Below are 26,701 nucleotides of genomic sequence, written 5' to 3' on the forward strand. Positions count from 1 at the left end.
CAGTACCTGAATTCATAGGAGGATGTCATGAAGTACGCAGGAATGGAACTGGTCTGGCTACTGCTGGCCTATTCGTTTTTCGGTTGGGTCATCGAGACCATTGCCGGAACAATAAAAAAGAAAAAATTCGTCAACCGTGGTTTTTCCAGTGGTCCCTTTTGTCTGATCTATGGTATCGCTGCGGTGATGATGACCACCACAATGCAGGAATTAATCGAATACCCTTTTTTCCTGTTCCTAGGATGTGCAATCCTAGCCACTATAATCGAATGGTTTGCTGGAAAACTGCTAGAGCGATTAAACCAACATAAATGGTGGGATTACTCTGAAAAAAAATGGAATTTCGACGGCTACATATGTTTACAATATTCTATCCTGTGGGGAATTTTAGGTGTGCTGACTGTTCGTTTTGCAGACCGATGGCTGGTACAAATTTATGATTGGATTCCAGAACTCTTTCGTACCATCCTGATGACTTCTCTGTTGGTCTTGATGGCATTGGACCTGTCGGTGTCATTGGCAGCGGTTTTCAATATTCGCCGGCAGATACCGGCTGCGACAAGGCAGTGGAATCACCGTGTCGCGGTCTGGACACAACGGTTTTCCAGATGGATTATAAGCCGAGTAGAACGGCGTATGGAAAAGGCATACCCAGTCATTTTTGAAGCGACGGAGCAAATCGCAAAGCAGGGGACTTTCGCCGAAGGATGCTGTTTTTATAAGTTATTCTGGCTATTCTTCATCGGAGCTGTTCTAGGCGATTTCACAGAAACTATTTTTTGTCGGATAACGGCAGGAGAATGGATGAGCCGCAGCAGCCTTGTCTGGGGGCCTTTCAGCATTGTCTGGGGGCTGGCGCTCGTCTTCGCCACAGTGCTGCTATATAAGGACCGAGAAAAACCTGACAGACATATCTTTATCGCTGGAACACTTCTCGGCGGCGCCTATGAATACATATGCAGCGTTTTCACGGAGATCGCATTCGGTAAAGTGTTTTGGGATTACAGCAAAATTCCTTTTAACCTTGGAGGCAGAATTAACCTCTTATACTGCTTTTTCTGGGGAATAGCCGCAGTCCTATGGATAAAGCTACTCTATCCGCACTTTTCCCGATGGATTGAAAAAATACCAGTCTTATGGGGATATGTTCTCACATGGACTCTGGCAGTATTCCTGGCCGTAAACATGGCTGTATCCGTGATGGCTTTAGTGCGCTATGAGAGAAGGGCAGCCGGCGATCTGGCTGATAGCGCCTGGGAACGAATCATGGATGAACATTTTGACGACAACCGGATGGAGAAAATCTATCCAAATGCAATAGAAAGATAGAAATGCTAGAAACAAAGTGGGCATGCCCGTTTCAACTCCCCTTTTCCCTTCATCTTTAAGGGGCGCGTCCCACTTTGCGCACCGCCACAACACCGCTTTGCGGTGAAATTCCTCATTGTGGTGTGCGCATCCTTAACGGAGCGTTTATGTCCAGGAAAGAACTTTCACGCATTAGCGTGACAATGTCTTTCCCGGAATATAAAAAAGGAATCACCGCCTCCACGGTGATTCCTCCCACTCTCTCAAAAACTGTTCCACTTCCCATTTCTTTGGGATGGCAGCGACCACCCCGTCCCGGCTGACTGCCAACGCACTGGCCGCAGCTGCGTATCTCACGCTCTCCCGAAGTCCGATTCCTTCTGCAATCCTGGCTGCCAGAGCACCGTTAAAGGTATCTCCTGCTCCAGCCGAATTCACGCTTTGGACCGGAAAGGGCTTCTGGTGACTGCACGCTCCTGTGCGTTCTCTGAGAAAAGCCCCCTGACTGCCCATGGTGATCACCAAATCACCACATCCCAGCTCCTGGAGTCTCTGGCTGATTTCGGTCACCGGCGCTCCTTTTGCCGCCCCCGCGATCATCCGCGCCTCCCCGCAGTTGGGGGTGAGCAGATTTACGTTTTGTAAAATCTCCCGGGGCAGCGAGCAGGCAGGGGCCGGGTTCAGAATCGTGTACGTCCCCGCGGCTTTTGCGGCTTTCAGCAGTCTGGCAGTCACAGCCAACGGCACCTCCAGCTGAAGCAGCAACACATTTGCCTCAGCAATCTCCTCTTCTATGGCATTGGCAAATTCCTCGCCTATGGCTGAACATGCTCCCGAATGGACAATAACTTCATTTTCCCCTTCTTCATCAGTGATGACTGCGGCAAACGCTGTCGTCCACCTTTCATCTGAAAAGAGTCCGAACCGTTCAAGTCCATCCCGTTTCATACTCCCAGCCGCCTGCTCTCCGTAAAAATCCCTGCCCACTGCTGTGGCAAAATACACCTCTACCCCTGCACGCTTCGCCGCGACTGCCTGATTATATCCTTTTCCTCCCGGCTCATAGATCAGCCCGACCGCAGATACCGTCTCCCCCTCTTTCGGAAAGCGCCTGACCTGAAACAGGGCCGACATCCCATACAAACCAGCAACTACTACTTTACCCATCGCACATTCTCCATTTTCACAGATGCTTGATACGACAGATATACTTCTTTACAATGTCCTCGTTATAACCGTCTCCTCCGTCTACATTTCCACTCTTATATACCGGCGGCTGTTCCCCCCGTGCCCTCATATGTTCACAGGCAGCCAATGTCATGGAATTGGCGATAAAAAAGGCTGCGATACTAGAGACTGGGCCGGCCTTCACACCACCGTCCTCAATCTCTACCACCGCATCTCCATGGGGTACATAGTTATCAATGTACAGATCACACACGTCCTCCAGATGCAGCCCTCTTCTATCCCGGCTAGGCTTATCCTTATAGTTCCCGGACGTGATTCCGATCACCTTCACTCCTTTTTTCCTGGCGCACTCCGCCATCTCGATGGGAAACGGATTAATCCCGGAGCTGGAAGATATGATCAGAACATCGCCCTTCTCCAACGGATACCGTTCCAGAACCTTCGGCGCGTAGCCTGACATCCGTTCGATCTGGCTGCTCTTATAAGCCCCGTCGTGCAACATTGTGCTCTCCTCAAAGATTGGGTCAATGGCCACCAGACCTCCTGCCCGGTAAAACATCTCCTCCGCAATCATATGTGAATGACCGCACCCAAAGACATGGATGAGTCCATCCTGCTCCATGACCTCTGCAAGCATCCGGCCAGCCGTCTGAATCTTGTCAAACTCTCTCACATAGACTGTCTCAAGAAGGTCCCGTACGCTCTTATAATATTCTCTGACAAACAACTCATCACCTCAAATACCGTCTCGGAGTCTGCCGGCGGCTTTCACCGCCGTCTCCCCCGTCTCTGTCTTCTATTCGTTGTCATACAGTTCAATGTAAAATTTGTACTTGTCACTGCGATATTTGGACTCGACATATTCCAGCGGCATTCCATCTGCGTCAAAGGTCTGTCTGTGTATCAGCAAAGAGACATTCAGCGATTCATTTCCCAGCAGGCTGGCCTCCCACTCCATCAAAGAGGACACCTCTACACTCTGAATGGCCTTCTTAGGAAAAATCCCCAGCTCTTCTTTCATAAACTGGTAGAGAGAATTACCGTCCGCCAGCTTGTCAAAGACACCGGAAAACAGGGCGTATCTCAGATAGGTGGTCTCGATGGCGATCGGCTCCCCGTCCGCCAGACGAAGTCTCCGAAGCATGATTACATCATCTCCCACTGGAATTCCCAGCTTGTCCGCAACCACCTCGTTGGCCATGAGCACGTCCAGCAGCAGAATCTTTGCCCCCGGAACCATTCCCCTTGTGCGCATATCCTCGGAAAAACTGGTGAGCTTGGATAAATTCTGGTTGATCTTCCCAGTATTTTTCACAAAGGTTCCCTTTCCCCGGACCTTGTACAGAATCCCCTCCTGTTCCAGCTCATTCACAGCTTTGCGCACCGTCATCCGACTTGCGGAAAACTCCTCGCATAACTCCCGTTCCGCCGGCAGACAGTTATTTTCCAGGTACCGGCCGCTCTCGATTCTCTCTCTCAGATTTTCCTTTAACGTCTGGTATTTCAACATTTTTCTCCCATTTGCCATTTCCTCTCCCACAACTCCTCCTAAACGCTTGCTTTCTCTACTCGATATTTGAGATCTATATTTTTCCATTTTGTCTTATTATACTTTCTCAAATAATAGAAAACAAGGATTTCAGATTCTCTTTCCTGTGAGATCGCGAATTTTATACACAACCATACTTGTTATTCGATAAAATGCCCTCCCGGATTGCCAGTTTCCCATTCAGGATAACCTCGTCCATCCCCACGGCAAACCGTTCTGGATGTTCATAATCTGCCCGGTCCCGGAATTTTTCCGGATGAAAGGCCAGGACATCCGCGAAATTTCCCGTTTTCAGCACGCCTCTGTGGGAAATTCCGAAAATTTCCGCCGTCCTGCCCGTCATCTTCCAGATCGCTTTTTCCATCGGAAGAAGCTTTTGTTCTCCCACGAAATCCCGGATGATTCTCCCGAAAGTCCCATTTTTCCTGGGATGTGTGGCTCCCGGCGCGTACAAGCCGTCGGAACCGATCACCGCGGCCTCGTCTAGCAGAATTCGCTGCACATCTTGCGCACACATACCCATGATCTTCACATTCACTTCCCCTTGTTCCCGGACCAGCAGCTCTAGTAGACTTCTCAGCGGCTCGGTTCCTCTCTCCTTAGCGACCTGACGGAGCGTCTTTCCCTGGACAGTCCCATCTCTCGAACCAGTCCTCACCACAACCAACCGATCGTAGCCACAGGATTTCACCAGATTTTCCCAGCCAAGAATCCCATCCTGGAGATCTCCTGCAATCCTTTCGTATGCCGCCTCCTGCTGCAAAATCTCCATCGCCTCCTGCGTTCCGTGTTCCAGCACCCAGGGCGGCAGTAAAACCATCGCCGTGGAGCAGGCCGCAGTATAGGGATAGACATCCAAAAACACCCGGATTCCCCGCTCTTTGGCCTCTCTTACTTTAGCCAGCGTCTGTACACTTCTGCCCCAGTAAGCCTCTCCCATGACTTTGTGATGAGAGAGCTGAACTCGAACACCGGTCATTTCTGCCACCCTTAACATCTCTTCTACCGACTGCAGCAGTCCGGCTCCTTCATTTCTCAGGTGGACTGCCAGAATGCGATCTCTCCTGGCCAGAACCTCGGCCAGCGCGCGGACTTCCTGCTCACCCGTATAGACTCCCGGTACATAGATCAATCCAAAAGACAGGCCTGCCGCCCCCTGTTCCAATAGCTGTTCCAACTCTTCACACATGGCCAAAAGCTCTCTCCTGCTGGCTTCCCTTCTGGCATATCCCAGATGTTTGATGTGCAGCGGGCCATGCCCGACCAGAGAGATCACATTCACCGCAGTTTTCTCCCTCTTCAGCATCTGCCGGTAGGAGCAAAAATCTTCATAGCCCCAGGAACTGCTGCCCAATATCCCTTCGCTGTAATGCAGGACCGACTTGTTTGTCTGTTTGGTCAGTGGAAACGGAGAAAACCCGCAGTTTCCAGCCACACAGGAGGTCACGCCCTGTCTGAGACAGCCTTCCATCTCCCGAAGGCTCACCGCCGCTAGATCACAGTGACTGTGCGCATCCACAAACCCTGGGCACACACATTTTCCAGCGGCATCTATGACAATGCCCGCTTCTCTATCTCCCTGCCCCACAGATACGATACGATCTCCCAAGATGTCTACACAGCCCCGGTAAGGAGCTCCGCCGGTCCCGTCATATATGATTCCATTGCGAATCTGTATATCCAACATATCTTTTCCTTGTTACCTGAAATCATAAACCATCGTAATACATTCTCAGAGCTTTACCACCTGACCGGTTCTCAAAGATTTCGCAATCGCACAGGCAATCCGTGTGGGTTCTATGGCATCCTGAAGTGTGATAGCCGGTTCCACATCCTGCAAAATACAGTCGATGAAATGGCCCACTGACCGCTCCACACATCCGGTCGTCTTATCATAGAACATGGGATTTACATAGACCGTACTCTGGTTCGCATGTTCAAAAGCTCCCTCGAATTCCGGCCGATAAATCTGAAGTCCCTGATAAGTCAGATTGATATAGGCAGTCCCTTCGGTTCCCACCAGCCGCACAAACTGATCGTTCAGCCCGTCAAAAGTCCTGGGCAATACCCAGTTGGAATCGAACAGCACCGTGGCACCGTTGTCGAAGGTCACCATGGCCTGAACCGCATCCGGCGTATTCTTCCCCTCCGCTCTCAGTTTCTTATGCTGCTGCTTGGCATAGACTTCCACCGCCTCCGCGCCCAGAATCCATCTCACGGCGTCGATGTTATGAATCATAATGAAGAAAATCGGGGAGCTGTCCTGGGACCAGCGGAGCATACTGGTGGGAACGCTAACGCAATCATCGATTCTCGCATACCCTTCGATGATGTCTCCTAGCTTTCCCGCCTCCATGGCCAGCTTCGCATCCCGAAACTGGGGGATAAACCGCATAAAATAGTCGGTCATGAACTTCTTCCCGGATTTCTTCACCGCCTCCGCAATGGCATTGCAGTCCTCCATATTGGTGGCCACCGGTTTTTCCAGAAACACATGGAGTCCGTGTTCCAGACAGGTACACACGGGTTCTCTGTGAGCGAAATCCGGCGTGGCCACTGAAACGATGTCCAGTTCTTCTTTCTCCAGCATCTCTCGGTAGTCTGTGTATACTCTCGGTATCTGGTATTTCTCGGCCATCTCCTTTGCTCGATTCAGGTTCAGATCTGTCAATGCTTCGATTCTGGAGAAAGGATTCTGCTGATATGCGCCGATCACATTTTCGCCCCAGCCTCCTGCTCCGATCATTCCTACTTTCAGTGATTTCAACATAGGTCTCTTTCCCCTTTCTAACAGAATCCTTCTTCCTCCAAATACAATTTCGCCTCGGATGCCACCATGTCGAAGTCCGCCAGGCCCAATCCGCCAGGATCTCCGACTCCGTTCAGACCGCCGTTTTGCCAGCCTTCCCATTCCACCGCACAGTAACCCTGATAGCCAATCTCTTTTAGTAATCCGGCAACCTCCCGGAAGTCCACCAGTCCGCCTCCGAACCACACGTGCTGGCTCTGAATGATGTTCGGGAAGCCCACCTCATCCTTCACGTGGACACAGTTGATATGGCTACCCAGCTTCCGGATAGCGTCTGCAATGGGCATCTTCGGCTTCACCGTGGTATAGAAAGTTCCGGTGTCCACCGTCACATACACATTGTCCATGCCTACTTCCTCGTACAGCTTGAACCACTGGTCTACGGAATTGATCAGCGTACCCTGAAGAATCTCCACACTGATGGTCATATCCTTCTCTCTGGCATATTCCGCACATTCCCGCACGCCGCTGACGATCATATCCCAGGCTTCCTTCCTGGTCATGATGTTGTACAAAGCTGGGTCATAGAATCCCTGTGCGATCAGAGAGCATACCGTATCCGCGCCCAGATAAGCCGCCGCGTCGATGGCCTGTTTCATAGTGTTCAAGCCTGCCGTGCGGTCAAAATGCCGGGGAGTCACAAAGGTGGCGTGCGCGCCAATGGAAGCCAGATGGACACCGGTCTCTTCCAGAGCCTTCCTGGTTTTTTCCAGAGTCTCCTCATACTGCTCAGGTGGAATCTCCTGAATCTTCGAGAATACAATATCCATACCTTTATAACCATGTTCTTTCACCTTATGTACCAGATCATACAGCGGGATTTTTCCCCAGCTGTTCACCGCACACCCACAGATCTCCAGGCGACCCCACGGCATGTTCGCCCATACTTCCATTGATAATTTTAAATTGCCCATTTTCTCTTCCTCCTTTTATTTTTTTCTCTCTCTCAAACTGCCGAAGCCCACCGCAATCACAATGATCAAGCCTTTCACCATCTGCTGCAAATACGGGTTCATGTTCATCATATTCAGACCGTTCTCAATCATCGTCAGGATGAATACGCCGATCAGCGTCCCCCAGATACTTCCGATTCCTCCTGACACACTGGAGCCTCCCAACACCACGGCGGCGATGGAATTCAGGTCCATGGCCTCTCCGTTATATGGATGTCCGCAGTTTAGACGGCCCGTCAGAAGAATCCCCGCCACTCCGGCGGTAAAACCGGAGATGGTATAGATATAGATGCTGTATTTGTTCAGGGAAATTCCTGAGAGGCGGACTGCCTCAGCATTTCCGCCGATTCCATAAGTCACCCTGCCCATTTTCGTATATCTCAAAACCACGAAGAAGATCAGATAAATGACGATCATCAGCACTCCCGACAGAGGGAAACCTGCGATCTTTCCCCTCCCCAGCACCTCCGTCAACGGATGCCCCTGGGGAAGATTGATTCCATATCCCTCGGAATACAGCAGGCACAGTCCCTGGAATGCCATGGACGTGGCCAGCGTCGCGATAATGGGAGGAATTTTCACGAAGGTAATCAATGCCCCGTTCAAGCAGCCCAGCAGTGCACAGATCGCCACCGCTATCAGGCAGGCCACCGCCAGGTTCATCTCATAGTTCACAATGCAGGCAGACACAGCCACGGTACTGAGACTTACCATCGGTGCCACGGACAAGTCAATGCCTCCGCTGACAATGACAAACGTCTGCCCGATGGCCACGACAGACAACACCGCGCCTTGGCGAAGGATGTTGATGATGTTGTTCGTGGAAAAGAACACACCTTTCCCGAAGATCGTCATCACAATTAAAACCAGTACAAAGGCGACGGCCGCACCTGTGGATGGAGACCGTCTCATCCATTTCAGAAAACCCTGGGCCTCTTTGTTGTTTTTGCTTTTTTCATACGGCATAACGCATCATCTCCTCCACAGTAGAATTCATCGGCAGCTCTTTCGTGATTTCTCCTTCCCGCATCACGAGAATCCGGTCACTCACTGTCTGAATCTCTTCCAGCTCTGAGGACACAAAGATCACGCTTTTCCCTTCCCTGGCCAGCTGCCTTACCAGGTTATAGATCTCACCTTTCGCTCCCACATCAATCCCTCTGGTGGGTTCATCCATCAGAATGATGGACGACTGAGCGATCAGCCATTTTGCAATCACGATTTTCTGCTGGTTGCCTCCACTTAAAGAGCCTGCCTGATCTCTCACGCTGCCTGCTTTCAGGCGAAGCTGTCTCCCCATCTCCTCCACGGTCTGCCTCTGTCTCTTCGTGTTCAGCAGTCCGCCTCGGCAATAGAACTCCAGTCCCGCATAAATCTCATTGTCTGCCACAGACATTTTCAGCAGAAGCCCCTCACCCTTTCGGTCTTCCGGCATATAGGCGATTCCCAGTTTCACCGCCTGCCGAATTCCCAGCTTCCGGTATACCTTCTCCCCGACGACGATCTCTCCGTCTGTAGGGGTGTACACGCCAAAGATCGTCTTCAGCAGTTCCGTTCTACCCGCGCCCACCAGGCCGGCAATTCCCAGGACTTCTCCCTGGTACAAAGACAGATTTAAATTCTTCAAACGGTTTTTATAGCAGAGGTTTTGAGTCTTCAGCACCACCGGGCCGATCTCCTTGTCATCCTCTTTCAGTGTGGCACTGGGTCTGACACGAATCATCATGTTCACCAACTGATCTTTATCCCGTATCTCTGCTTTTTCTAGGCAGCCGATGAGCACGCCATCTCTAAGAACTGTCACCCGGTCCGATATCCGGATAACCTCATCCAATCTGTGAGATATGAAGATGATGCTGACTCCCGTCTCCTTGATCTTCTGCACCATCCGAAATAGCGTCTGGGTCTCCTCATCGGTAAGAGAAGCGGTAGGCTCATCCATAATCACCACTTCCGTGTTCTTTGTAACTGCCCGCACAATCTCTACCATCTGCTGCTCCGCCACAGAGAGTTCTCCCACCCTCTGCCTGCCTCTAATGCTCCTGCTGACCGTCTGCATGTTCTCATCTGCCATCTCATAGAGCCGTTCCCAGTCAATGAATCCTCCCTTTCTGGGAAACCTTCCAAAATACAGATTCTCCGCCACCGTCAGCTCTGGAAAAAGCTTTAACTCCTGGTGAATCATCGCGATTCCATGTTCCAGCGCGGAAAGGGGAGATCTAAGATTCACCTCCTGGCCATTTCGCAGAATCTGCCCCGCATCCATCCGCAGGCCGCCGGACAGAATATTCATCAGGGTGGACTTCCCCGAACCGTTCTGTCCGATCAGCGCGTGAATTTCTCCCTTGCGCAGATTGAAATCCACATGATCTAGCGCGTGCGTCCCTGGAAAAACTTTGTCTATTCCTCTCATTTCCAAAAGAAATTCCGTATTTTCCATATTCATCCTTTCCTTATTGCAACGTACACATCCACAGTGCGACAGCCCTGCCTACTCAATCATACACGTCGTAGTCCGCCGCGGTCTCCGGGGTGATCTCGATGGTTTCAATTTCACACAGTTGCCCTGCTTCAAAGGCTTCCGGGTTCTGCTGATATCCCTGGAAAATCTCCACCGCCTTCTTTCCAAAACCAGGCGTGTCCTGGCCATAGGCCGCCGACTTCCCCATTTTGCCTCCGGCCAGTAGCTCTGCCTCTTCCGGTAGACCGTCCACATCCACAATGCTGATGGAATTCGTATCTTTTCCCAGATTCTCCATGGCCGCATAACCAGCTGGAATTCCGAATCCGTTATAACACAGAACCGCCTTCGCGTCCGGGCAGGCCATCAGCATATTCTCAATCGCTGAGGTGCAAGCTGCCACAGAATTCTCATTTACCATCACCTCATTGGCAATCTTCACGTCCTCATACTGTTCGATCACGTCCTTGTAGCCCCGAATACGGTCGATCACATCAGAAGTCTGCATTCCATTTAAGATCAGCACATCCCCGCTTTGGCCAATCTGTTCCATCGCATACTCTGCCGCCTGCTTTCCTGCGGTATAATCGTCAGATTTCACCGTGGCCAGGACTTCATAGTCTCCTTCTTCCAGCTCAGAACTGATGACCACCACCGGTATCCCCGCATCGTTGGCCAGCTTCACACTCTCGATGCTTCCCGAAGGATCATTCGGCGTCAGAAAGATCACATCCACATCCTGGGAGATAAAATTCTCCACAATGGACATCTCCGCCTGTAAATCCAACTCTGAATCGGAGCGGACAATCGTGCCTCCATTCTCCTTCGCTGCCTCTACCAGACCTTTCTCGATGGCATCAAAGAAAACATTCGCCGAATGGCAGACATAGCCTCCGGTCCAGCCGTCCCCGCTCCCTTCGTCCTTAGCTGCCGCCGCTGTGCTCTCACCGTCCGTGCTCTCTGTCTGGCTGCATCCCGTCAGCATCGCTGCTCCGAGGTATGTAGCCAACAAGATCCCCAAAACTCTTTTTTTCATTTGGAACCCTCCTTTAATAGATATATTTTATACAAAATGTATATTATCTTATTTTGTTTTACTGTAAATATACAAAACATCTATCTATTTGTCAATAATTTTATAATTAAAATATTCTTTTTGTATATTTATTATAAATATCCTCCTTCGCTTTTGTGTCTTTCCACAGAAAAGTATACATTTTGTATATTAAATATCTCATCCGATCAAAAAAGAAGAGAACATAAACTCTGCCAACAATATTTGCATTTCCATCGCAGCACGACACCTTCTTTATTGACAGAGAAAAAAGCTCATATATAAACTTACCAAAGCGGATAAGCTTATATATGAGCTTTTTATGTCTTTCACATATTCAAAATAATCGGGGCAACAGGATTTGAACCTGCGACCTCACGGCCCCCAGCCGTGCGCGCTACCAAGCTACGCCATACCCCGTCGAACTTCTATATTATATCATATTTCATGGAAATTTCAACTAAAAATAGAAAAAATTTTGACACGCCTCTTTTTCGCTTATTAACAATCAACAACAATATTAATGGACTTCTCATCGCCGGTGTTCTCCCATTTTCCTCAGCACCCTTATTGTTTATCGGCTCGCTCTCCTCTCTGCCATTTTACAGTTCTCCTAAATTTTTTGTGTATCCTACCTTAATCATCTACCTCTTCCTTACAAAATCCCCCCAAAATTAAATAATTTCTCGGTTTTTCTAAACTATTTCTTCTTTCTATATTTATTTTATGTTTTATTAAAAAAGGCAAAGTATGCTGATTTTTATTGTGGCGGATATATGGAACTGTTATAATATGGGTATGAAGATATGGACAAAACGGAATTCGTGGAGGTAATATGATGAATATAAGGGAATATGAAGAAGCGGATATTTACAAAGTAGCAGAATTATGTATCAATAATTGGAAAGAATCTTTTGTTGGAATATTAGAACAAAATTATTTGGATGGATTAACAATAAATTTCGGCATAAGACTTTGGAATAATCATTTATTATTGAATGGTGCTAAGATATTTATCGCCGAAGAAGAAAAAAAATTTTGTGGCTTCATCGCAATTCATGACGACGAAGAAATTGATAATTGTATATATATATCATCTTTGCATATACATCGAAATCAAAGAGAAAAGGGAATTGGAACTAAGTTGATTCGCTATGTTGGAAAATATGCTTATCGTAAATATCAAAAAATGAGCATATGTATCTTGAAAGGAAATGATGGTGCAAAAAGATTATATGAAAGGCTTGGGGCTGAACATTTTAAAGATTTTGAGGACAATTTCCACGGTACCGGAACAATTACTCAGTCAGAGAAACTTATATGGCGAAATATTGATTGTTTTCAATAGTAGATGATTGCTACAATTTCCAGTTTGACAAATACATATACCTACATAAAAAGCAGTTAGTCTTAGGATTGACTGCTTTTTACAAAAAACACCCCTTAAGTTCAAGGTGATCTTTTTAGTGCTATTTCATTGTCATATCAAGGCTCATTCAATCAAGGTAAATTCGTGGCAAAATGAGTGTTTTTCTATACTTTAAAATGCTTGAAAGTATAGTATTTATACGGATAATCACAAATTTGAGATAAAATTTAATTCAATTCCATATTGTTCGGGGAGGTAAACTTATGAGATTATCCATATCAAAATCCAAAAGTGCTGTCTCTTTCTATGTAATACGTTCTGTCACCAGAGAGGGAAAAAATTCATCTGAAGTGTTTGAGAAATTGGGCACAGAAAAACAGATTAAAGAACGGTACGGATGCGAAGATGCATATCAATGGGCCAAAAACTACGTAAAAAATCTAAATGCAAAGGAAATAACTAGCCGTCAAAAAATACTCATCCCTTTTATGACGAACAAGCTTGTAGAGCCAAACACACTTAACAGCTTTAACGTTGGTTATCTCTTTCTTCAGCAGCTTTACTGTCAACTGAAAATCCCTACGATCTGTAAAAAAATTTCTAATAGCTGCTCGCTTTCCTATGATCTCGACGCAGTTTTTTCCAAGCTTATATATGGCAGAATTCTCTTTCCATTTACCAGTCTCTCCTGTACAGAACAGACCAAAAGACTATTGGGACAACCTGAGTCCGCGCCGTACTATATCTCTCAGCGCGACGCCAAGATACTTTATTATGACTGCACCAACTATTTCTCTGATTCCTCCTCTGTTCAGCTTGGGTTATTCCTGAACAATTCCGGAATTCCTCTGGCTTTTTTTATCCGCGAAGGCAGCGAAAAAAGCTCCTCAATCCCTCAGCCTTTGGAAAAACAAATCATGCATGATTTCCATTTTTCCAAATTCACGGTCTACACCAACGACATGAACTGCCCTGACATCAATATGTGGAACAACTTCGGAGGACAAAATTTTCTTACCACCCAGCCACTAAAAAATCTAAGACCAGATATCAAAGAATGGGCCCTTAGTCCTACCGAGTGGATTCTGGAAGGAAGCACGGAAACTTTTGACATTCGAACTATAGTGAATACAGAAGAAAACAAAGAGAAAATCTTTTTCAAACAACGCTTATTCGAAGGCTATGATGAAAGTCAAGAAATTGAATATATTCAAAATCTGATTGTCACCTACTCCTTAAAATATAAAAATTACCAAATTTGCAGAAGAAACCGCAAAGCAGATACTTCCCTATCTCAAATGGAATCCCGTTATGACGGATTTCATCTGGTCTACACGAATCTGGATGACGAACCTGAAGAAATTGCAAAGATCATTCATACCCACTGGGAGATTGAAGAATTCTTTCATATCATGTGTCCTGAATTTAAGTCCAAAGACCTTCTTCCGAAAAAAAGCATCCAATTAAAAGCACACTTTGTAACCTGTTTTATCAGACTGTTGATCTACCGAATCGCCCAAAATAGGCTGATGAAACACCCATACAACACGCTATCAGAAAAATCTGCCGAAAATCAAAAAAGTCATAAAAAGTAAAGGAAACAAGCTCTTTCTTGTAACAAAAAAAGTCCACCCCTACAACAATACATAGCCAACAAATTTCTCACTACTCTAAAAAGGCTGCCGCATCATCTGCAACAGCCCAGACAGCACCCAACTATCCTATAACTCCTCTTTCTGCTCCTTCTCCGGCTGCGCGGAAGACATTGCAGCAGAATTGCCACATATAGAATAGAATTGAATTTACTCACAGCGAATAATTTACCATTGACAAGGATGTCGTAGCACAAAAACATTGGCTTTGCAACAAAGCGGTCTTCGCACAAAAACAACGATACCGCCAGTCGCTAAAATGACTGGCGGTATCGCTTCTATTGGCACCTGCTATTTCTGATGTTGGCTGTTAATATAATTGACTAATCCCTCAGCTGCTATAATTTTCTGCATAAACTCAGGGAATGCCTGTCCTTTAAACTGCGTCCCTTTTGTACGGTTGTAGATCATACCACTGTCAAAATCCACCTCTACTTGATCCCCATCTTCAATCCCTCTAGACGCCTCCGGACACTCAATAATTGGAAGCCCAATGTTGATTGCATTTCTATAAAAAATCCTCGCGAAAGTCTGAGCGATCACACAGCTCACCCCTGCGGCTTTGATCGCAAGAGGAGCATGTTCCCTAGATGAACCACATCCGAAGTTCTTATCCGCGACAATGATATCGCCTTTGCGTACTTTTTTGACAAATTCCTTGTCAATATCCTCCATGCAGTGAGTGGCCAGCTCTGCCGGGTCAGAAGAGTTCAGATAGCGAGCCGGGATAATCACATCCGTATCCACATTATCTCCATATTTAAAAACTGTTCCATTTGCTCTCATCAGGTATACCTCCTATAATCCCAATTCTGCCGGAGCAGAAATCTTTCCAGTCACCGCACTGGCAGCCGCCACCGCCGGACTAGCCAAATAGACTTCCGAGTCTACATGGCCCATACGCCCCACAAAGTTACGGTTCGTAGTGGAAATACAGCGTTCTCCCTCCGCCAGAATTCCCATGTATCCTCCCAGACATGGACCGCAAGTCGGAGTACTCACCACTGCTCCCGCCTCGATAAAGATCTCCAAAAGTCCTTCTTTCATAGCCTGCAAATAGATCGCCTGGGTAGCCGGAATCACTATGCAGCGGATCCCCTTCTTCACTTTACGACCCTTTAAAATCTCTGCCGCAATCCTCAGGTCTTCCATTCTTCCATTTGTACAGGAGCCAATCACTGACTGGTCAATCACCACATCCGCCGTAATCTCATCAATTGTCCTCGTGTTTTCAGGTAGATGTGGAAATGCTATCGTAGGCTTTAGTTGACTTAAATCAATCGTATACTCCTCTTCATAGACGGCATCCTCATCTGCCTCATAGATCTTAAACTCTCTCTTAGAATGTTCTCTCATATACGCGACTGCCAGATCATCCACGGGAAATATTCCATTCTTACCTCCTGCTTCAATTGCCATATTCGCAATTGTAAAACGATCATCCATAGATAAATGCTGTATTCCATCTCCCACGAATTCCATGGATTTATAGAGAGCCCCATCCACGCCGATCATACCGATGATATGCAGTATTACATCTTTTCCACTCACCCACTTAGAAGGTTTTCCAGTCAAATGAAATTTGATCGCAGGAGGCACTTTAAACCAAGCTTTTCCTGTAGCCATCCCCGCAGCCATATCTGTGCTTCCCACTCCCGTGGAAAACGCCCCCAGAGCACCATAAGTACAGGTATGAGAATCTGCTCCGATAATTACATCGCCTGCCACCGTCAATCCTTTTTCCGGGAGCAGAGCATGTTCAATTCCCATCTCTCCCACATCAAAGTAATTCGTAATATCATGACGACAGGCAAACTCCCGGACACATTTACAGTGCTCTGCCGATTTGATATCCTTATTTGGAATAAAGTGGTCCATGACCAAGGCCACCTTATCTTTGTCAAAAACCGTATCCACCGTCATTTTTTCCATTTCATGAATCGCTACCGGAGAAGTGATATCATTCCCCAACACTAAATCCAAATCAGCCTCGATGAGCTGTCCGGCTTCCACATAGTCCAATCCCGCATGCGCTGCCAGGATTTTCTGTGTCATAGTCATTCCCATTTCCCATTCCTCCTAAATTTCTCCGTCTATTCTCACTATCACTTTGTGCTCAAGTTATGTTACCACTCACAGCAATCATTCGAATTTCATTTTAAACCGCCTGGTGGCAACAGGAAATTACTTTTCATGGACATTATAGCACTCCGAATGCTATAATACAAATACATATTATGAATATCTTCTATAACTTATAGATATATTACGGAGGTTTTTATGTCAAATAATCTTTCTCTTTACAATATTTTTTACACAGTCGGCAAAACCAGCAATATTTCCAAAGCAGCCAAAGAGCTCTATATCAGCCAGCCTGCCATCAGCAAAGCAATCCGAAGGCTGGAAGAAGAACTTCAAACTGTGCTTTTTAAACGTTCTTCCCGTGGGGTCTTTCTGACAGATGAGGGAAAACTGCTTTTTCATCATGTGGAATCTGCCTTCAATTCTCTAAAAACCGGCGAAGATTTGCTAGCTCACAATCGCACTCTAGGAATATCCCAGCTTAGAATCGGAGGCAGCACCACCCTATGCAAATATATCCTTCTGCCCTATTTAAAAAACTTCATTCAAGCTCACCCACACGTAAAGCTCACAATCAGCTGTCAGTCCACCTACCAGACTCTTAGTCTGCTAGAAGAAGGAAAAATTGATATCGGACTAGTGGGAAAAACCCAGAACCTGAAAAACTTTTCTTTTCATCCCCTGTGTCCGATACAAGATACATTTGTATCCACAAAAGACTATCTCAGAAATCTCTCCTTGCGCTCTGAACGCAAAGATCTCTTCTCTAGCGCTACCTTTATGATGCTGGATGAAGAAAACCTCACCCGCCAATACATCAACTGTGCCTTTGAGAAAAACGGAATCACACTCAAAAACATTCTAGAAATCACCACTATGGACCTGCTAATTGAGTTTTCCAAGATCGGCCTGGGTATCGCCTGCGTGATTCGCGAGTTTGTCCAGGAGGAGCTCTCTTCAGGACTGTTGCAGGAAGTCAACCTGGGGCTTACGTTTCCCCAGAGGACCGTCGGTTTTGCCTGCAAAAAGACGAATTTACATCTTCCCATAATAGAAAGCTTTCTCAAAAAAATCGGATAGAGAAGATTTTTCCCCTATCCGCCACGATATTGCGACCAACTTATCGCGTAAATCCTTATGCCGCCTGTCGGTGGCACCTCCAAAAAGTATAAGCTGCGGATTGCTCCGTGCATCGTACTCCTGCAATCCTGACAGGCCTTTGTGCTCATGCAGTAAATACGCCCAGTGGACAAGACATGGGACCTCTTATCCACTGAGCGCATTAATAGTATTTGAAATTACTATCACGGAAATAGAGATTTAACTCATTTTGCATAATCGCATACACAACGATCTGTAAACCGATGATAGACACCAGAAGGTAGAGCAGCCCTGAATTGTCTGTATGGCGCCCATACCTGTCATTCAGCCGGTCCACCCGTTTTCCCATCTGATAAATCCAGTATAATCCATAGATTCCACAAGTAATCAGACTGAACAGAAATACCATTCCTCCGCTGGTTCCCTCTTCTTCTAGAGCATCCAGCATATCATCATTCAACACAATCATCCAGTAAATGCCATAAATTCCACAGGTAATGATTGTAAATATAATGCACAATACAATGCTTCTTTCCTTTCCCATCATATCCCTTCTTTCACTGACAGAGGGATGTTGAATTTATCAACACCCCTCTATGATGCCTTGGATTCTAACAAAGTGGGCAAGCGCTCTGTTCTTTTAGTTATCCAACAGCTTATCTTCATTGTTCCAGCTATAGAGTTTACGCAGCTCTGCTCCCACTTCCTCCAACTGATGAGCAGCCTCTCTCTTTCTCATAGCCATGAAATGCGCACAACCAGACTGATTTTCCAACAGCCAGTCCTTTGCAAAAGTTCCATCCTGAATATCTGACAGAATCTTCTTCATTGCTTTCTTAGTCTCGTCTGTGATGACCTTCGGTCCAGTGATATAATCGCCATACTCTGCAGTGTTGGAAATAGAATATCTCATTCCCGCAAATCCACTCTGATAGATCAAATCTACGATCAGTTTCATCTCGTGAATACACTCAAAATAAGCGTTCTCCGGCGCATATCCTGCTTCAACCAGAGTCTCAAATCCTGCTTTCATCAGCGCACAAACACCGCCGCAAAGTACGGCCTGCTCACCGAACAAGTCTGTCTCTGTCTCTACTTTGAAAGTGGTCTCCAAAACTCCTGCTCTCGCGCCACCCAGAGCACATGCATAAGCCAGCGCTTTGTCTTTTGCTTTTCCTGTATAGTCCTGTTCAACAGCAACCAGACAAGGGGTTCCTCTTCCAATCTGATACTCGCTTCTCACTGTATGGCCTGGTGCTTTTGGCGCGATCATTGTGACATCCACATTCTTCGGAGGTTTGATCTGTCCAAAATGAATGGAAAAGCCATGCGCGAACATCAACATATTGCCCTCTTCCAGATTTGGTTCAATGGATTCTTTGTAAAGCTTCGCCTGTTTCTCATCATTGATCAGAATCATGATGATGTCAGCTTTCTTAGCAGCTTCTGCTGCTGTATATACTTTAAATCCCTGTTTCTCGGCTTTTTCCCAAGATCTGCTTCCCTCATAAAGACCTACAATGACATCGCATCCGGAATCTTTCAGGTTCTGCGCATGTGCATGTCCCTGACTGCCATAACCGATAATCGCGATGGTCTTTCCTTCCAAAAGGCCCATGTTACAGTCTTCTTGGTAATAGATTTTTACTGCCATTTTACTTTCCTCCCATATATAAATATATATCGTTAAGGGCTCACTTTTCTGTGAAAGCAACGCCCTTAGCTTTCTTTATAAAAACGTCACGTTCTCTGCGCCTCTGGACAGTCCCACAATTCCTGTTCTGGCCAGCTCCAAAATCTCATATGGCTCCAAAAGCTCTATAAATGCTTCCAGTTTGTTTTTACTTCCAGTCAATTCAATAACCAAGGAATCCTTGCTGACATCCACAACTTTCGCACGAAAGATATCAGCAATCGCAGCAACTCCTTCTCTCTGCTCAGCACCTGTAGAAATTTTTACCATAATCATTTCTCTACACACACTGTCTTCTGGGTCCAGTACCTTGATATCTCTGACATCCACTTGCTTTTTCAACTGTTTTGTGATCTGCTCCAAAATTAACTCCTCGCCGGTGCACACTACTGTCATCCTCGAATATCTAGGGTCTGCAGTCACACCCACTGATAAACTGTCTATATTATATCCTCTTCGGCTGAACAACCCTGAGATTCGGCTTAACACACCTGCATTATTATTGACTAGCAGAGAAAGCACTCTCTTATTTTCCTTCATGTATATCCCTTCTTTCCCCCAAATTTCTCGGATTTATGCTGACTATTACTCTCGTTCTATTGTTTCCGACAACTTTATATATTTTTTTAATTATACCAACTAATTCGGGTTTGTCAATGGCAGACTCCACATAAATTAATCTCAGTCCTTCAAAGAATAATAGCTTTTCACACCAAATACCGATTTCGAAGCTGTTCCAACACTCTTGGAGACAAATACATTTTCTTCCTGAGATAATTTTCCATGGAATCAAACCTTTGTTCAATGACCTGGAAAACCGTTTCTAAATAGACCTTTCTCACACTGTAGAGTGCTTGAATATTGGAATAAGTCTGAGGACTGACCACCATCTTAGTCTCTAAAAGCCGAACCAGATATTCTGCCTCTGATTCCAGATACTCGTTCGTTCTAAGATAGTCCTCTACAATCACCGGTCTGGGAATCCCCAGCGCACTCAGCAGTAAAACTGTGCCGATTCCAACCCGGTCTTTCCCCGCTGAACAATGATACAGCACTGCCCCATCATCCTGGTGAAGCAGTTCGTCAAAGAACTTGGCATACCGGTCCACAGCATAAGGCTCTAGTACTAGGTTCTGATATACCTTCTCCAAAAACTCTCCCATATCAATCTTAGAATCTACTACTTCGTCCAAAAGCCTTCGCTCCCTAGTGATTCCCATAGTTTCTTCATCCAAAATAGGATTCTGCACGTAGGTGACTCCCTTTAAAACTGTATCTGGTCTGCGCTCCTGCTCCTTCTCTGTGCGAAAGTCAATAACTTTCGTCAAGTGGTATTCCTCCAGAAGCACTCTCTGATCTTCGTTAGACAAATGGTACAAATCTCCGCTTCTCAAAAGCCGATGTGGTAAAATCACTCTGCCGTCAGTCGCTTTCAGAGCTCCAAGATCTCTGGTATTTGCCAAGCTTTGAAACGCAATCCTAGCCCCTTTTGGATACCCCACGGCTATTCGGGGATTTAACCTTTGAAGTTCTCTCAGGCAAGATGCCGCCTCTTCTAATGTCATCTCAAATTTATATTTTTTCCGCAGACGTGTCACCAGACAGAGCGCATGACCGCCTCCTGTATTTTTTCCTGTCGGCTCTTCTTTTCTGCGGTAAGCCCAGAGGATTTCGGAGCATGGGAGAGTGTTGGTTTTTACTCTTTTGGTAAATATTAGATTCCCGTCTTCAATTCTGATCTTTCCATATTTCATGGTCATTTCCCCCATTTTTCTTTTTTTCATCATATCATATATGTATTTCTTTTTAAAGGGCTTGACAGGCGAACTCTTTCTGCTATACTGGTGATGTAACAGTGGTTCGTCTGTCAGCCAGTCGCTTCAATAAGGGCTTGTACTGGTTTCGACGGGGGTTTTGAAGTTGCGGAAGCCATTCGCAGACTCCGGCACTGCGTATCAAGCTGGAATTTTAAATATAAACGCAGACGAAGATTACGCGTTAGCAGCTGCCTAATTGCAGCTCGTCAGCCTTAGAGCACTCACACTTTAAGAATCTGGCGTCGACTATGTGAGAAACCTTACCGGCTAAGCTTTGCCCCGGTAGATGTATGATGAAGCTACTGAAGTCCTAAGCCTGTCACCGGGCGTGGGATCGAGGGAATGTCAAAACAGTGACTGTAATGGGAGATGCCGCAAGGGATAGGCTTTCGGACGCGGGTTCGATTCCCGCCAGGTCCATGCATAAAAACGCGTTTTTTCTTGTAAAATCAAGGATTTCGCGTTTTTTTGATTATCAAACATTTTGATTACCCGTGATTACCTTTTTATTGCCTAAGTCAAATAATCTCGGATAATATCTCTCTTTTATAATCCATTTCAGAAATATCATAACTATAATTTAAAGCATTAACTTCTTCTGTGTGTCCAAGCATTGATGCTGCAACAATGCTTGACACACCAGCACATCTTAATTTTGAATTTAATGTTCGCCTTAGTGATTGGATGCTTTTTTCTGGAATTCCGGCCTGTATACACCTATAACGTATACAATGAGCGATAGAAGAAGAATGGAGTTTTCCGTTTTCATTCTGGAATATGTATTCGCCAAGAAATCCATACTGCATTTCTATTTTTTTCACTTTATAAAGTAAGCTTGAAATTTTTTGAGTAATAGGGAATTGACGTTCTTTTCTGGTTTTTGTAGAATCAACGATGTATTCCTTAGTTATTCTATCGTGCTTTTCGGAGCAACATATTACAATAACCCCCAGATCTTCGCGAATATTTTCCCACCTTAATGCAGTTATTTCCCCAATTCTCATTCCGGTATATATAGCTAATTCTACCGCATAATTCGGTATATAATGAGGTTTTTGGGTTTGGCTAATATATAATTGTTTCAATAAAAGATTCAAATCGTTAGTATTAATGGTTCTTTCTTCAGGGTTTTTTTTATCCCGATTAAAAAACTTCGAAAAGTTTCTTGTTTCGACGTATTCGCAAGGGTTTTCTGATATTATTCTTTTTATTCTCGCGTGTTTAAAAACTCCGTTTATATATCCCATAAGCGATTTTCCCGCTTTTTCTTTGAGGTTCAGCTTTTTGATTTGCTGAATAACAAAAGCGGTAATATCTTCTTCATTGATTTTTCTTATATCAAGTTTTTCAAATTTCGAATTTTCAAAATATCGCTTATAATCCGAATCATACTTTGTCAACGTATTATTTGAAACTCCATAAGAAACCTGCTTTTCTTTCCATTTTTGAAAATATGAATGAAAGCTATAATCTTCAGTCTTTGCTTTTTCTATATTCTCGTAATAACTCACAATAATATTTTGCACTGCTTTTTTCGTCGAAAGCTTTTTTAAAATTCTTTTCCCATTTTCATCGAGAATATATGTTCTCCATTTTCCGTCTTTTCCTTCCCAAATTTTATACGGGTGTTTTTCTAATATTTCCTTTCTTTTGTTCATGTTTACTTGTTCCTGAATATATGACATACTTATCATATCATGTTCAAGAGCATACTGCAATAAATCACGATCTTCCATATTTTAAAAAGGAGCCGGGACGTCCCTTCGCTGGCCAGCGGCTCCGACTCCTTTCTAATTTTACAAAATATCAAAGATATTTAATTGCCCATTAATTTCTTCCGGTACCGGTTCTTCAAAAAATTTACAAGCCACATAATTTGATTTCCAACATACATCTGATTCAAACAGATCACATCTTAGTTTTTTTCCATTTTGATGGAAGTGTTTGCATTCTTCACAATTATGTCTCCATGATGAGCCTCCTGATCTTTTATACATTTCACTAATTTTCCTCATATCAGTATTCTCCAAAACCAAATTCTTTGTTAATATCCATTGAATCAAATTCTAACTCAATTCCCATTTGCTTTTGCAATTCTTGATATGTTTTTTCAATGCCATTTCTGGATACATACTCTGTTGCCGCATTATAATTTTCGAGTAACCTTTGATTGGCCTTTGTATATCCCCAAGTCATTTTAATGGCAACCAGAGTAATCAAAATGTTCGCCACTGCAATATAGTCTTCTGCTTTCTCTAGTTTTTCTCGTGCCTCTTTTTGATAAATATCTTCAAATTCTTTTTCTCTAGCTTCACACCAAAATTTAAGAGAATCTACTCTGCATTTTGTCAAATCTGATATTTGATTTAGAGTAAAATTTGCGACATTCATTGGATATCCCGATGATTTTACTTTTCTCCTCAGCTTATTACTCATTTTTCTTTCTCCATTCATTTTATATATTTCCAATATTTCCGTTGTATAGAGAATTCCCCTGCTTTCTTTTCTTCAAAGCCTTTTCTGCATCTGCCAAGCTAAAATATAAATTGGGGTAGCTTAAATCTGTCCAATCTCCACCATACATCACAGCTTTTGCTGATACATCCTCTACTGTATAGCTGTTTATGTAAAAATGGTGATACGGTACAGACTCTTCAATGATTTCGTATACAGTACTTCCGACAGCAACGGGAAGAACTATCAAGCGTCCTTGTTTTTCCAGTTCCTCATACCTGTTATTCCGCAGTTCAGTTTTTCTAAGACTTTCTTTTGCCGCTTTTCCATCTCTTTGATTGTACGGTCAAGCTTATACTCCATCATCAGCTCCACATCATCCCCAATCTCTAACAAATATTCCACCTGCGGGGCCACATTCTTTACGTCTGCGATCTCTTCAATCGCAGGGCACTTGTCCCCTGTCAATACATACTTGCTCAATGCCTGGACCAGCTCACCGCACTCCTCTGCCAGCTTCCAAAGCTGCTTTTCCTGGTAGTGATCTGCGATCTGGCGAAGCTTCTGCTGCCGTTCATCAATCATGTTTTCAATCTCTATCATTCTTATCACCCTTTCTTTGGATATAGCCGTAAAACATCGTATAATCTCGATACAGCCTTTTGATTGCTTTCCTCAACCAATTTTACATATTCATCCAGATTAACCGTAGAATCGTCCATAATCGCTTTTTGTCGCTCTTCTAGATATCTTTCCGCCAAAGTTGTCATACTACCATAATACCCGATTGTACGCTCTACCTCTCTTCCGCTCTTCCTTGATGTGCCTCTCTCTTTCAAAATATAATTTAACCGATCTGTTTCAACAAAATATTTCTCGTCAAGATTAATTTTCATATATTTCTCCTTCTGGTACTCTCCAATCCCTAGTATGATATATATTTTTAATTCTAGTTACAAAATTTCAGAAAGCAATTTTTTATTCCGCTCCCTTGCCTGCGTCTGTCGCACGCTCTCCTCTGGAAATGGTATCTGATAAGTCATATCCTGTACTCGACTTTTTATCCGATCATCATAATCAAGGTGCTCAACAGCTACATTACTTGTGAAAAAAGTCAACTTTTTGTTTATGTATCGCTCGTTAATAATGTGATAAAATTTATCATTTACCCAGCCTGTGAGATTTTCACTTCCAAAATCATCAATAAACAAGATATCTGTCGTCGCCAAATCTTCCAAAAGCTCATTTTCTTTTTGTTTACTGTCTTTGTCATAAGTTTTTTTGATTGCATTCAGAATGCGAGAACTTGTAGCAAATTTAACCACATAACCATCATCCAAAAACTTATTTGCAAGACTAGCAGCCATTCTTGTTTTTCCGCTTCCCTTTGTCTCCGAATACAGATACAGGCCTAATCCAGATTTTTTATATTCACTAAAATAATCGAGATATGTTTTTATTTTCTTACAGGCTGCTGTAGCAATCCTCTTTTCAGACGGATTTTGATATGCACTTAGTGTAAAGTTATTAAGTCGAGTTTCTTTATAAACCGGCGGAATATCAGCGAATGATATTCTTTGTTTCAAAAGTATGTTTTCTCGGCATTTACAAGACACCGCTTCTTTTTGCCCAAACTCATTAATGCTTATTATCCAACCGATTCCGCCACATACAGGACACTCACTCAAATCCGTCGAAATCTCCGTTGTAAGATTCTGCGGCTTGTCTAAGTTCCTCAGAGAATGTAAGCTTTCCAATTTTTCTCTCAGGTTCATCCTTCATTCCTCCTAGATAATCAACAAACGGAGTGTTAGGGCCTAAAAATGTAGCACCAAGTTTGATATAACGCTCCTCTGTGTGATTCTTTTTGCACTCATCAGCATATCTTTTAACTGCTGTCTCCAATTCGTCTTCCGAAAATCCATCCGCCAAACGTGCCATATAACACTTATAGGCCTTGGCCTTTTCTTTTTTTCTTGGGTATGCATTCCATACACGTTCAAAACCACACATATATGTTTTTTTATCATTTTCATTTACATTAACATTTTCATTTACATTTTCATTAGGTTTTTTTTGGAGTTTTATTTCTCCAATTACTTCTTGTGTTTCAAAATAACCTTCGGTTTTAGTTTGGTTATTTATCTCTTCCATATTTTTATAACCATCGGTTTCTATATTGTATCTATTTTTTGAAACCAATGGTTTTTGATTTTCATAACCGATGGTTTTTGATTTTTTGGGCCTACCACCCTTTTTCCCATTTGAATACCGTAAATTATTTGCATCAATTTGTACCTTTATCATGGAGAAAATTCCTAGTTCTATCCCTTTCAATTCAGGTTCGCGTCCATTGAATACATATTCGAAAACAGCATTATAAAGAGAGTATCCACTTTTTTTCGGCAGTTCTTTGATGCAATCATAAAATGTTTTATAAAAAATAAAGCTATCTCTCATCTTTATTCCTCAATTTTTTTGCAACGTTTCTTCTTTTTTGATTTAAAATATCCTAACTCTTTGCACTTTCTCGGGTCACAGAGCCTACATTTCCCCGTATTTTCGCTATAATTGCAAAATCTATAAAGCATGTTATTTTTCTCTCCCATCCCTGAAAAATGTGCACATTTGGTACATAGTTTTCTTTTTATACTATTTACTTCAGGTTCTGTTAGTTCTTCCCAAATTTTGAAAATCATTTTTTCTCCTTATAAAGTCACTAAAAAAGGTTCCATCATTATCCATTTATTACTGTTTTGCATAGTGATCTAACATGATTAAATATTGGAATTTCGGGCAGAATCGCCTTTTATCTTTTGTAATTAGAATTGCCCCGTTTCCGGGTTTTATCTTTAGTAGAAATGTTAATTATTTCATCGCCAACTCTCTGTTAGCTGCCTCAAAAAATTTTAACTGTTGATACTCAGGAATTTTCACAAAATTGCTTCCAAAAATCAAAGCGTATAATCCAGATTCATTTACCACATACATCTCTCTGCTTTGACCTGAGTCGGTGAAATACCTTGTCAGCTTATCATCGTACTGCACATGTCGTTTTAATGCATCAGATGTATCCTTATAACCAAGTGCAGTAGCAACATCCTTTCCAACGAACCATGATTCTCCATCAATAATAATTGTTCTAACTTTGCCAAATTCCTCATTTTCAAAAATTTGTAAATCATTTCTCATACTTACTGAATCCTCCGTT

The 26,701-nt window shown here is 44.2% G+C and carries 28 protein-coding genes, 1 tRNA gene and 1 other RNA gene; 5 read left to right on the forward strand and 25 right to left on the reverse strand.

Features of this window, described 5'->3' with window-relative positions; all coding sequences use genetic code 11:
- Positions 1-27 precede the first annotated feature (27 nt).
- Positions 28-1,329, forward strand: coding sequence for a putative ABC transporter permease (locus BLHYD_RS10705; RefSeq protein ID WP_005948482.1), 1,302 nt, complete (start codon positions 28-30; stop codon positions 1,327-1,329).
- 210 nt (positions 1,330-1,539) lie between these two features.
- On the opposite strand, the gene BLHYD_RS10710 is transcribed toward BLHYD_RS10705, so the two are convergent.
- From BLHYD_RS10710 to BLHYD_RS10755, 10 genes are all read right to left on the reverse strand, one after another.
- Positions 1,540-2,475 (reverse strand): ribokinase, encoded by a 936-nt coding sequence (locus BLHYD_RS10710; RefSeq protein ID WP_005948481.1) that lies wholly within the window; start codon positions 2,473-2,475, stop codon positions 1,540-1,542.
- A 16-nt stretch (positions 2,476-2,491) separates the two neighbouring features.
- The gene (locus BLHYD_RS10715) at positions 2,492-3,223 is read right to left on the reverse strand and encodes a sugar isomerase domain-containing protein (protein WP_005948480.1); all 732 of its coding nucleotides are present in this window, start codon (positions 3,221-3,223) and stop codon (positions 2,492-2,494) included.
- 69 nt (positions 3,224-3,292) lie between these two features.
- Complete coding sequence (locus tag BLHYD_RS10720) at positions 3,293-4,036, reverse strand: GntR family transcriptional regulator (protein ID WP_172676801.1); 744 nt, start codon at positions 4,034-4,036, stop codon at positions 3,293-3,295.
- Positions 4,037-4,166: 130 nt separating this feature from the next.
- A complete protein-coding gene (locus BLHYD_RS10725; RefSeq protein WP_005948471.1) occupies positions 4,167-5,732 on the reverse strand; it encodes an N-acyl-D-amino-acid deacylase family protein in 1,566 nt (521 codons plus the stop codon).
- A 45-nt stretch (positions 5,733-5,777) separates the two neighbouring features.
- A complete protein-coding gene (locus BLHYD_RS10730; RefSeq protein ID WP_005948469.1) occupies positions 5,778-6,815 on the reverse strand; it encodes a Gfo/Idh/MocA family protein in 1,038 nt (345 codons plus the stop codon).
- Positions 6,816-6,832: 17 nt separating this feature from the next.
- Entirely contained in the window at positions 6,833-7,768 is a 936-nt protein-coding gene (locus BLHYD_RS10735; RefSeq protein WP_005948468.1) for a sugar phosphate isomerase/epimerase family protein, read from the reverse strand.
- Positions 7,769-7,783: 15 nt separating this feature from the next.
- Positions 7,784-8,773 carry an ABC transporter permease gene (locus tag BLHYD_RS10740; RefSeq protein ID WP_005948467.1) on the reverse strand — a complete coding sequence of 330 codons (990 nt, stop codon included), beginning with the start codon at positions 8,771-8,773 and terminating at the stop codon, positions 7,784-7,786.
- Positions 8,763-10,247, reverse strand: coding sequence for a sugar ABC transporter ATP-binding protein (locus BLHYD_RS10745; protein WP_021844821.1), 1,485 nt, complete (start codon positions 10,245-10,247; stop codon positions 8,763-8,765). The genes BLHYD_RS10740 and BLHYD_RS10745 overlap by 11 nt, the downstream gene beginning before the upstream one ends.
- Positions 10,248-10,302: 55 nt before the next feature.
- On the reverse strand, positions 10,303-11,304 hold the full coding sequence (locus BLHYD_RS10750) for a sugar ABC transporter substrate-binding protein (protein ID WP_005948465.1): 1,002 nt from the start codon (positions 11,302-11,304) through the stop codon (positions 10,303-10,305).
- A 364-nt stretch (positions 11,305-11,668) separates the two neighbouring features.
- Positions 11,669-11,742, reverse strand: a tRNA-Pro gene (locus tag BLHYD_RS10755).
- Between the two features lie 415 nt (positions 11,743-12,157).
- On the opposite strand from BLHYD_RS10755, the gene BLHYD_RS10760 reads away from it, so the two are divergent.
- Together BLHYD_RS10760 and BLHYD_RS10765 are read left to right on the forward strand one after the other, a co-directional pair.
- Positions 12,158-12,670 (forward strand): GNAT family N-acetyltransferase, encoded by a 513-nt coding sequence (locus BLHYD_RS10760; protein WP_005948461.1) that lies wholly within the window; start codon positions 12,158-12,160, stop codon positions 12,668-12,670.
- 284 nt (positions 12,671-12,954) lie between these two features.
- The gene (locus tag BLHYD_RS10765; protein ID WP_005948455.1) at positions 12,955-14,286 is read left to right on the forward strand and encodes a hypothetical protein; all 1,332 of its coding nucleotides are present in this window, start codon (positions 12,955-12,957) and stop codon (positions 14,284-14,286) included.
- A gap of 348 nt (positions 14,287-14,634) precedes the next feature.
- Here the strand turns inward: BLHYD_RS10765 and leuD are convergent, their stop codons facing one another.
- On the reverse strand, positions 14,635-15,129 hold the full coding sequence (gene leuD / locus BLHYD_RS10770) for a 3-isopropylmalate dehydratase small subunit (RefSeq protein WP_005948453.1): 495 nt from the start codon (positions 15,127-15,129) through the stop codon (positions 14,635-14,637).
- Positions 15,130-15,141: 12 nt separating this feature from the next.
- Positions 15,142-16,410: a 3-isopropylmalate dehydratase large subunit gene (gene leuC / locus BLHYD_RS10775; protein WP_005948451.1), complete on the reverse strand. Its 1,269-nt coding sequence runs from the start codon at positions 16,408-16,410 to the stop codon at positions 15,142-15,144.
- Between the two features lie 213 nt (positions 16,411-16,623).
- On the opposite strand from leuC, the gene BLHYD_RS10780 reads away from it, so the two are divergent.
- Positions 16,624-17,505 carry a LysR family transcriptional regulator gene (locus tag BLHYD_RS10780; protein WP_005948449.1) on the forward strand — a complete coding sequence of 294 codons (882 nt, stop codon included), beginning with the start codon at positions 16,624-16,626 and terminating at the stop codon, positions 17,503-17,505.
- A gap of 202 nt (positions 17,506-17,707) precedes the next feature.
- Here BLHYD_RS10780 and BLHYD_RS10785 read toward each other — a convergent pair whose 3' ends face one another.
- From BLHYD_RS10785 to BLHYD_RS10800, 4 genes are all read right to left on the reverse strand, one after another.
- Positions 17,708-18,073, reverse strand: a complete 366-nt coding sequence (locus BLHYD_RS10785) for a DUF4234 domain-containing protein (RefSeq protein WP_005948447.1) — start codon at positions 18,071-18,073, stop codon at positions 17,708-17,710.
- A 93-nt stretch (positions 18,074-18,166) separates the two neighbouring features.
- The gene (gene ilvC / locus BLHYD_RS10790; RefSeq protein WP_005948445.1) at positions 18,167-19,180 is read right to left on the reverse strand and encodes a ketol-acid reductoisomerase; all 1,014 of its coding nucleotides are present in this window, start codon (positions 19,178-19,180) and stop codon (positions 18,167-18,169) included.
- A 75-nt stretch (positions 19,181-19,255) separates the two neighbouring features.
- On the reverse strand, positions 19,256-19,759 hold the full coding sequence (gene ilvN / locus BLHYD_RS10795) for an acetolactate synthase small subunit (protein ID WP_005948443.1): 504 nt from the start codon (positions 19,757-19,759) through the stop codon (positions 19,256-19,258).
- Between the two features lie 167 nt (positions 19,760-19,926).
- Positions 19,927-20,973 carry a tyrosine-protein phosphatase gene (locus BLHYD_RS10800; RefSeq protein ID WP_021844827.1) on the reverse strand — a complete coding sequence of 349 codons (1,047 nt, stop codon included), beginning with the start codon at positions 20,971-20,973 and terminating at the stop codon, positions 19,927-19,929.
- 133 nt (positions 20,974-21,106) lie between these two features.
- Here BLHYD_RS10800 and ssrA point away from each other — a divergent pair.
- Positions 21,107-21,459, forward strand: a transfer-messenger RNA (tmRNA) gene (ssrA, locus tag BLHYD_RS10805).
- Between the two features lie 95 nt (positions 21,460-21,554).
- On the opposite strand, the gene BLHYD_RS10810 is transcribed toward ssrA, so the two are convergent.
- The 9 genes from BLHYD_RS10810 to BLHYD_RS10850 form a co-directional block, all read right to left on the reverse strand.
- On the reverse strand, positions 21,555-22,694 hold the full coding sequence (locus tag BLHYD_RS10810) for a tyrosine-type recombinase/integrase (RefSeq protein ID WP_172676802.1): 1,140 nt from the start codon (positions 22,692-22,694) through the stop codon (positions 21,555-21,557).
- 138 nt (positions 22,695-22,832) lie between these two features.
- Positions 22,833-23,051 (reverse strand): hypothetical protein, encoded by a 219-nt coding sequence (locus tag BLHYD_RS10815; protein WP_005951536.1) that lies wholly within the window; start codon positions 23,049-23,051, stop codon positions 22,833-22,835.
- Between the two features lies 1 nt (position 23,052).
- Entirely contained in the window at positions 23,053-23,472 is a 420-nt protein-coding gene (locus BLHYD_RS10820; RefSeq protein ID WP_148391190.1) for a hypothetical protein, read from the reverse strand.
- Positions 23,473-23,736: 264 nt separating this feature from the next.
- Entirely contained in the window at positions 23,737-24,093 is a 357-nt protein-coding gene (locus BLHYD_RS10825) for a nucleoside triphosphate pyrophosphohydrolase family protein (protein WP_005951530.1), read from the reverse strand.
- 5 nt (positions 24,094-24,098) lie between these two features.
- Entirely contained in the window at positions 24,099-24,386 is a 288-nt protein-coding gene (locus BLHYD_RS10830; RefSeq protein WP_005951528.1) for a hypothetical protein, read from the reverse strand.
- 57 nt (positions 24,387-24,443) lie between these two features.
- Positions 24,444-25,265, reverse strand: a complete 822-nt coding sequence (locus tag BLHYD_RS10835; RefSeq protein ID WP_081447165.1) for an ATP-binding protein — start codon at positions 25,263-25,265, stop codon at positions 24,444-24,446.
- Positions 25,171-25,950 carry a DUF6291 domain-containing protein gene (locus BLHYD_RS10840; RefSeq protein WP_005951524.1) on the reverse strand — a complete coding sequence of 260 codons (780 nt, stop codon included), beginning with the start codon at positions 25,948-25,950 and terminating at the stop codon, positions 25,171-25,173. Before BLHYD_RS10840 ends, BLHYD_RS10835 begins: the two co-directional genes overlap by 95 nt.
- 2 nt (positions 25,951-25,952) lie before the next feature.
- Positions 25,953-26,189 carry a hypothetical protein gene (locus BLHYD_RS10845; RefSeq protein WP_005951522.1) on the reverse strand — a complete coding sequence of 79 codons (237 nt, stop codon included), beginning with the start codon at positions 26,187-26,189 and terminating at the stop codon, positions 25,953-25,955.
- A gap of 169 nt (positions 26,190-26,358) precedes the next feature.
- Positions 26,359-26,682, reverse strand: a complete 324-nt coding sequence (locus BLHYD_RS10850) for a BRO-N domain-containing protein (RefSeq protein ID WP_005951520.1) — start codon at positions 26,680-26,682, stop codon at positions 26,359-26,361.
- Positions 26,683-26,701 lie beyond the last annotated feature (19 nt).

The sequence above is a fragment of the Blautia hydrogenotrophica DSM 10507 genome (assembly GCF_034356035.1).
Taxonomy (GTDB): Bacteria; Bacillota; Clostridia; order Lachnospirales; family Lachnospiraceae; genus Blautia_A; species Blautia_A hydrogenotrophica.

Coding starts and splice junctions, on each gene's coding strand:
- BLHYD_RS10705 (WP_005948482.1), top strand. CDS start 28: ATGAAGTACGCAGGAATGGAACTGGTCTGGCTACTGCTGGCCTATTCG.
- BLHYD_RS10710 (WP_005948481.1), bottom strand. CDS start 2,475: ATGGGTAAAGTAGTAGTTGCTGGTTTGTATGGGATGTCGGCCCTGTTT.
- BLHYD_RS10725 (WP_005948471.1), bottom strand. CDS start 5,732: ATGTTGGATATACAGATTCGCAATGGAATCATATATGACGGGACCGGC.
- BLHYD_RS10730 (WP_005948469.1), bottom strand. CDS start 6,815: ATGTTGAAATCACTGAAAGTAGGAATGATCGGAGCAGGAGGCTGGGGC.
- BLHYD_RS10735 (WP_005948468.1), bottom strand. CDS start 7,768: ATGGGCAATTTAAAATTATCAATGGAAGTATGGGCGAACATGCCGTGG.
- BLHYD_RS10740 (WP_005948467.1), bottom strand. CDS start 8,773: ATGCCGTATGAAAAAAGCAAAAACAACAAAGAGGCCCAGGGTTTTCTG.
- BLHYD_RS10745 (WP_021844821.1), bottom strand. CDS start 10,247: ATGGAAAATACGGAATTTCTTTTGGAAATGAGAGGAATAGACAAAGTT.
- BLHYD_RS10750 (WP_005948465.1), bottom strand. CDS start 11,304: ATGAAAAAAAGAGTTTTGGGGATCTTGTTGGCTACATACCTCGGAGCA.
- BLHYD_RS10760 (WP_005948461.1), top strand. CDS start 12,158: ATGATGAATATAAGGGAATATGAAGAAGCGGATATTTACAAAGTAGCA.
- BLHYD_RS10765 (WP_005948455.1), top strand. CDS start 12,955: ATGAGATTATCCATATCAAAATCCAAAAGTGCTGTCTCTTTCTATGTA.
- leuD (WP_005948453.1), bottom strand. CDS start 15,129: ATGAGAGCAAATGGAACAGTTTTTAAATATGGAGATAATGTGGATACG.
- leuC (WP_005948451.1), bottom strand. CDS start 16,410: ATGGGAATGACTATGACACAGAAAATCCTGGCAGCGCATGCGGGATTG.
- BLHYD_RS10780 (WP_005948449.1), top strand. CDS start 16,624: ATGTCAAATAATCTTTCTCTTTACAATATTTTTTACACAGTCGGCAAA.
- BLHYD_RS10785 (WP_005948447.1), bottom strand. CDS start 18,073: ATGATGGGAAAGGAAAGAAGCATTGTATTGTGCATTATATTTACAATC.
- ilvC (WP_005948445.1), bottom strand. CDS start 19,180: ATGGCAGTAAAAATCTATTACCAAGAAGACTGTAACATGGGCCTTTTG.
- ilvN (WP_005948443.1), bottom strand. CDS start 19,759: ATGAAGGAAAATAAGAGAGTGCTTTCTCTGCTAGTCAATAATAATGCA.
- BLHYD_RS10800 (WP_021844827.1), bottom strand. CDS start 20,973: ATGAAATATGGAAAGATCAGAATTGAAGACGGGAATCTAATATTTACC.
- BLHYD_RS10810 (WP_172676802.1), bottom strand. CDS start 22,694: ATGAACAAAAGAAAGGAAATATTAGAAAAACACCCGTATAAAATTTGG.
- BLHYD_RS10815 (WP_005951536.1), bottom strand. CDS start 23,051: ATGAGGAAAATTAGTGAAATGTATAAAAGATCAGGAGGCTCATCATGG.
- BLHYD_RS10820 (WP_148391190.1), bottom strand. CDS start 23,472: ATGAGTAATAAGCTGAGGAGAAAAGTAAAATCATCGGGATATCCAATG.
- BLHYD_RS10825 (WP_005951530.1), bottom strand. CDS start 24,093: ATGATAGAGATTGAAAACATGATTGATGAACGGCAGCAGAAGCTTCGC.
- BLHYD_RS10830 (WP_005951528.1), bottom strand. CDS start 24,386: ATGAAAATTAATCTTGACGAGAAATATTTTGTTGAAACAGATCGGTTA.
- BLHYD_RS10835 (WP_081447165.1), bottom strand. CDS start 25,265: ATGAACCTGAGAGAAAAATTGGAAAGCTTACATTCTCTGAGGAACTTA.
- BLHYD_RS10840 (WP_005951524.1), bottom strand. CDS start 25,950: ATGAGAGATAGCTTTATTTTTTATAAAACATTTTATGATTGCATCAAA.
- BLHYD_RS10845 (WP_005951522.1), bottom strand. CDS start 26,189: ATGATTTTCAAAATTTGGGAAGAACTAACAGAACCTGAAGTAAATAGT.
- BLHYD_RS10850 (WP_005951520.1), bottom strand. CDS start 26,682: ATGAGAAATGATTTACAAATTTTTGAAAATGAGGAATTTGGCAAAGTT.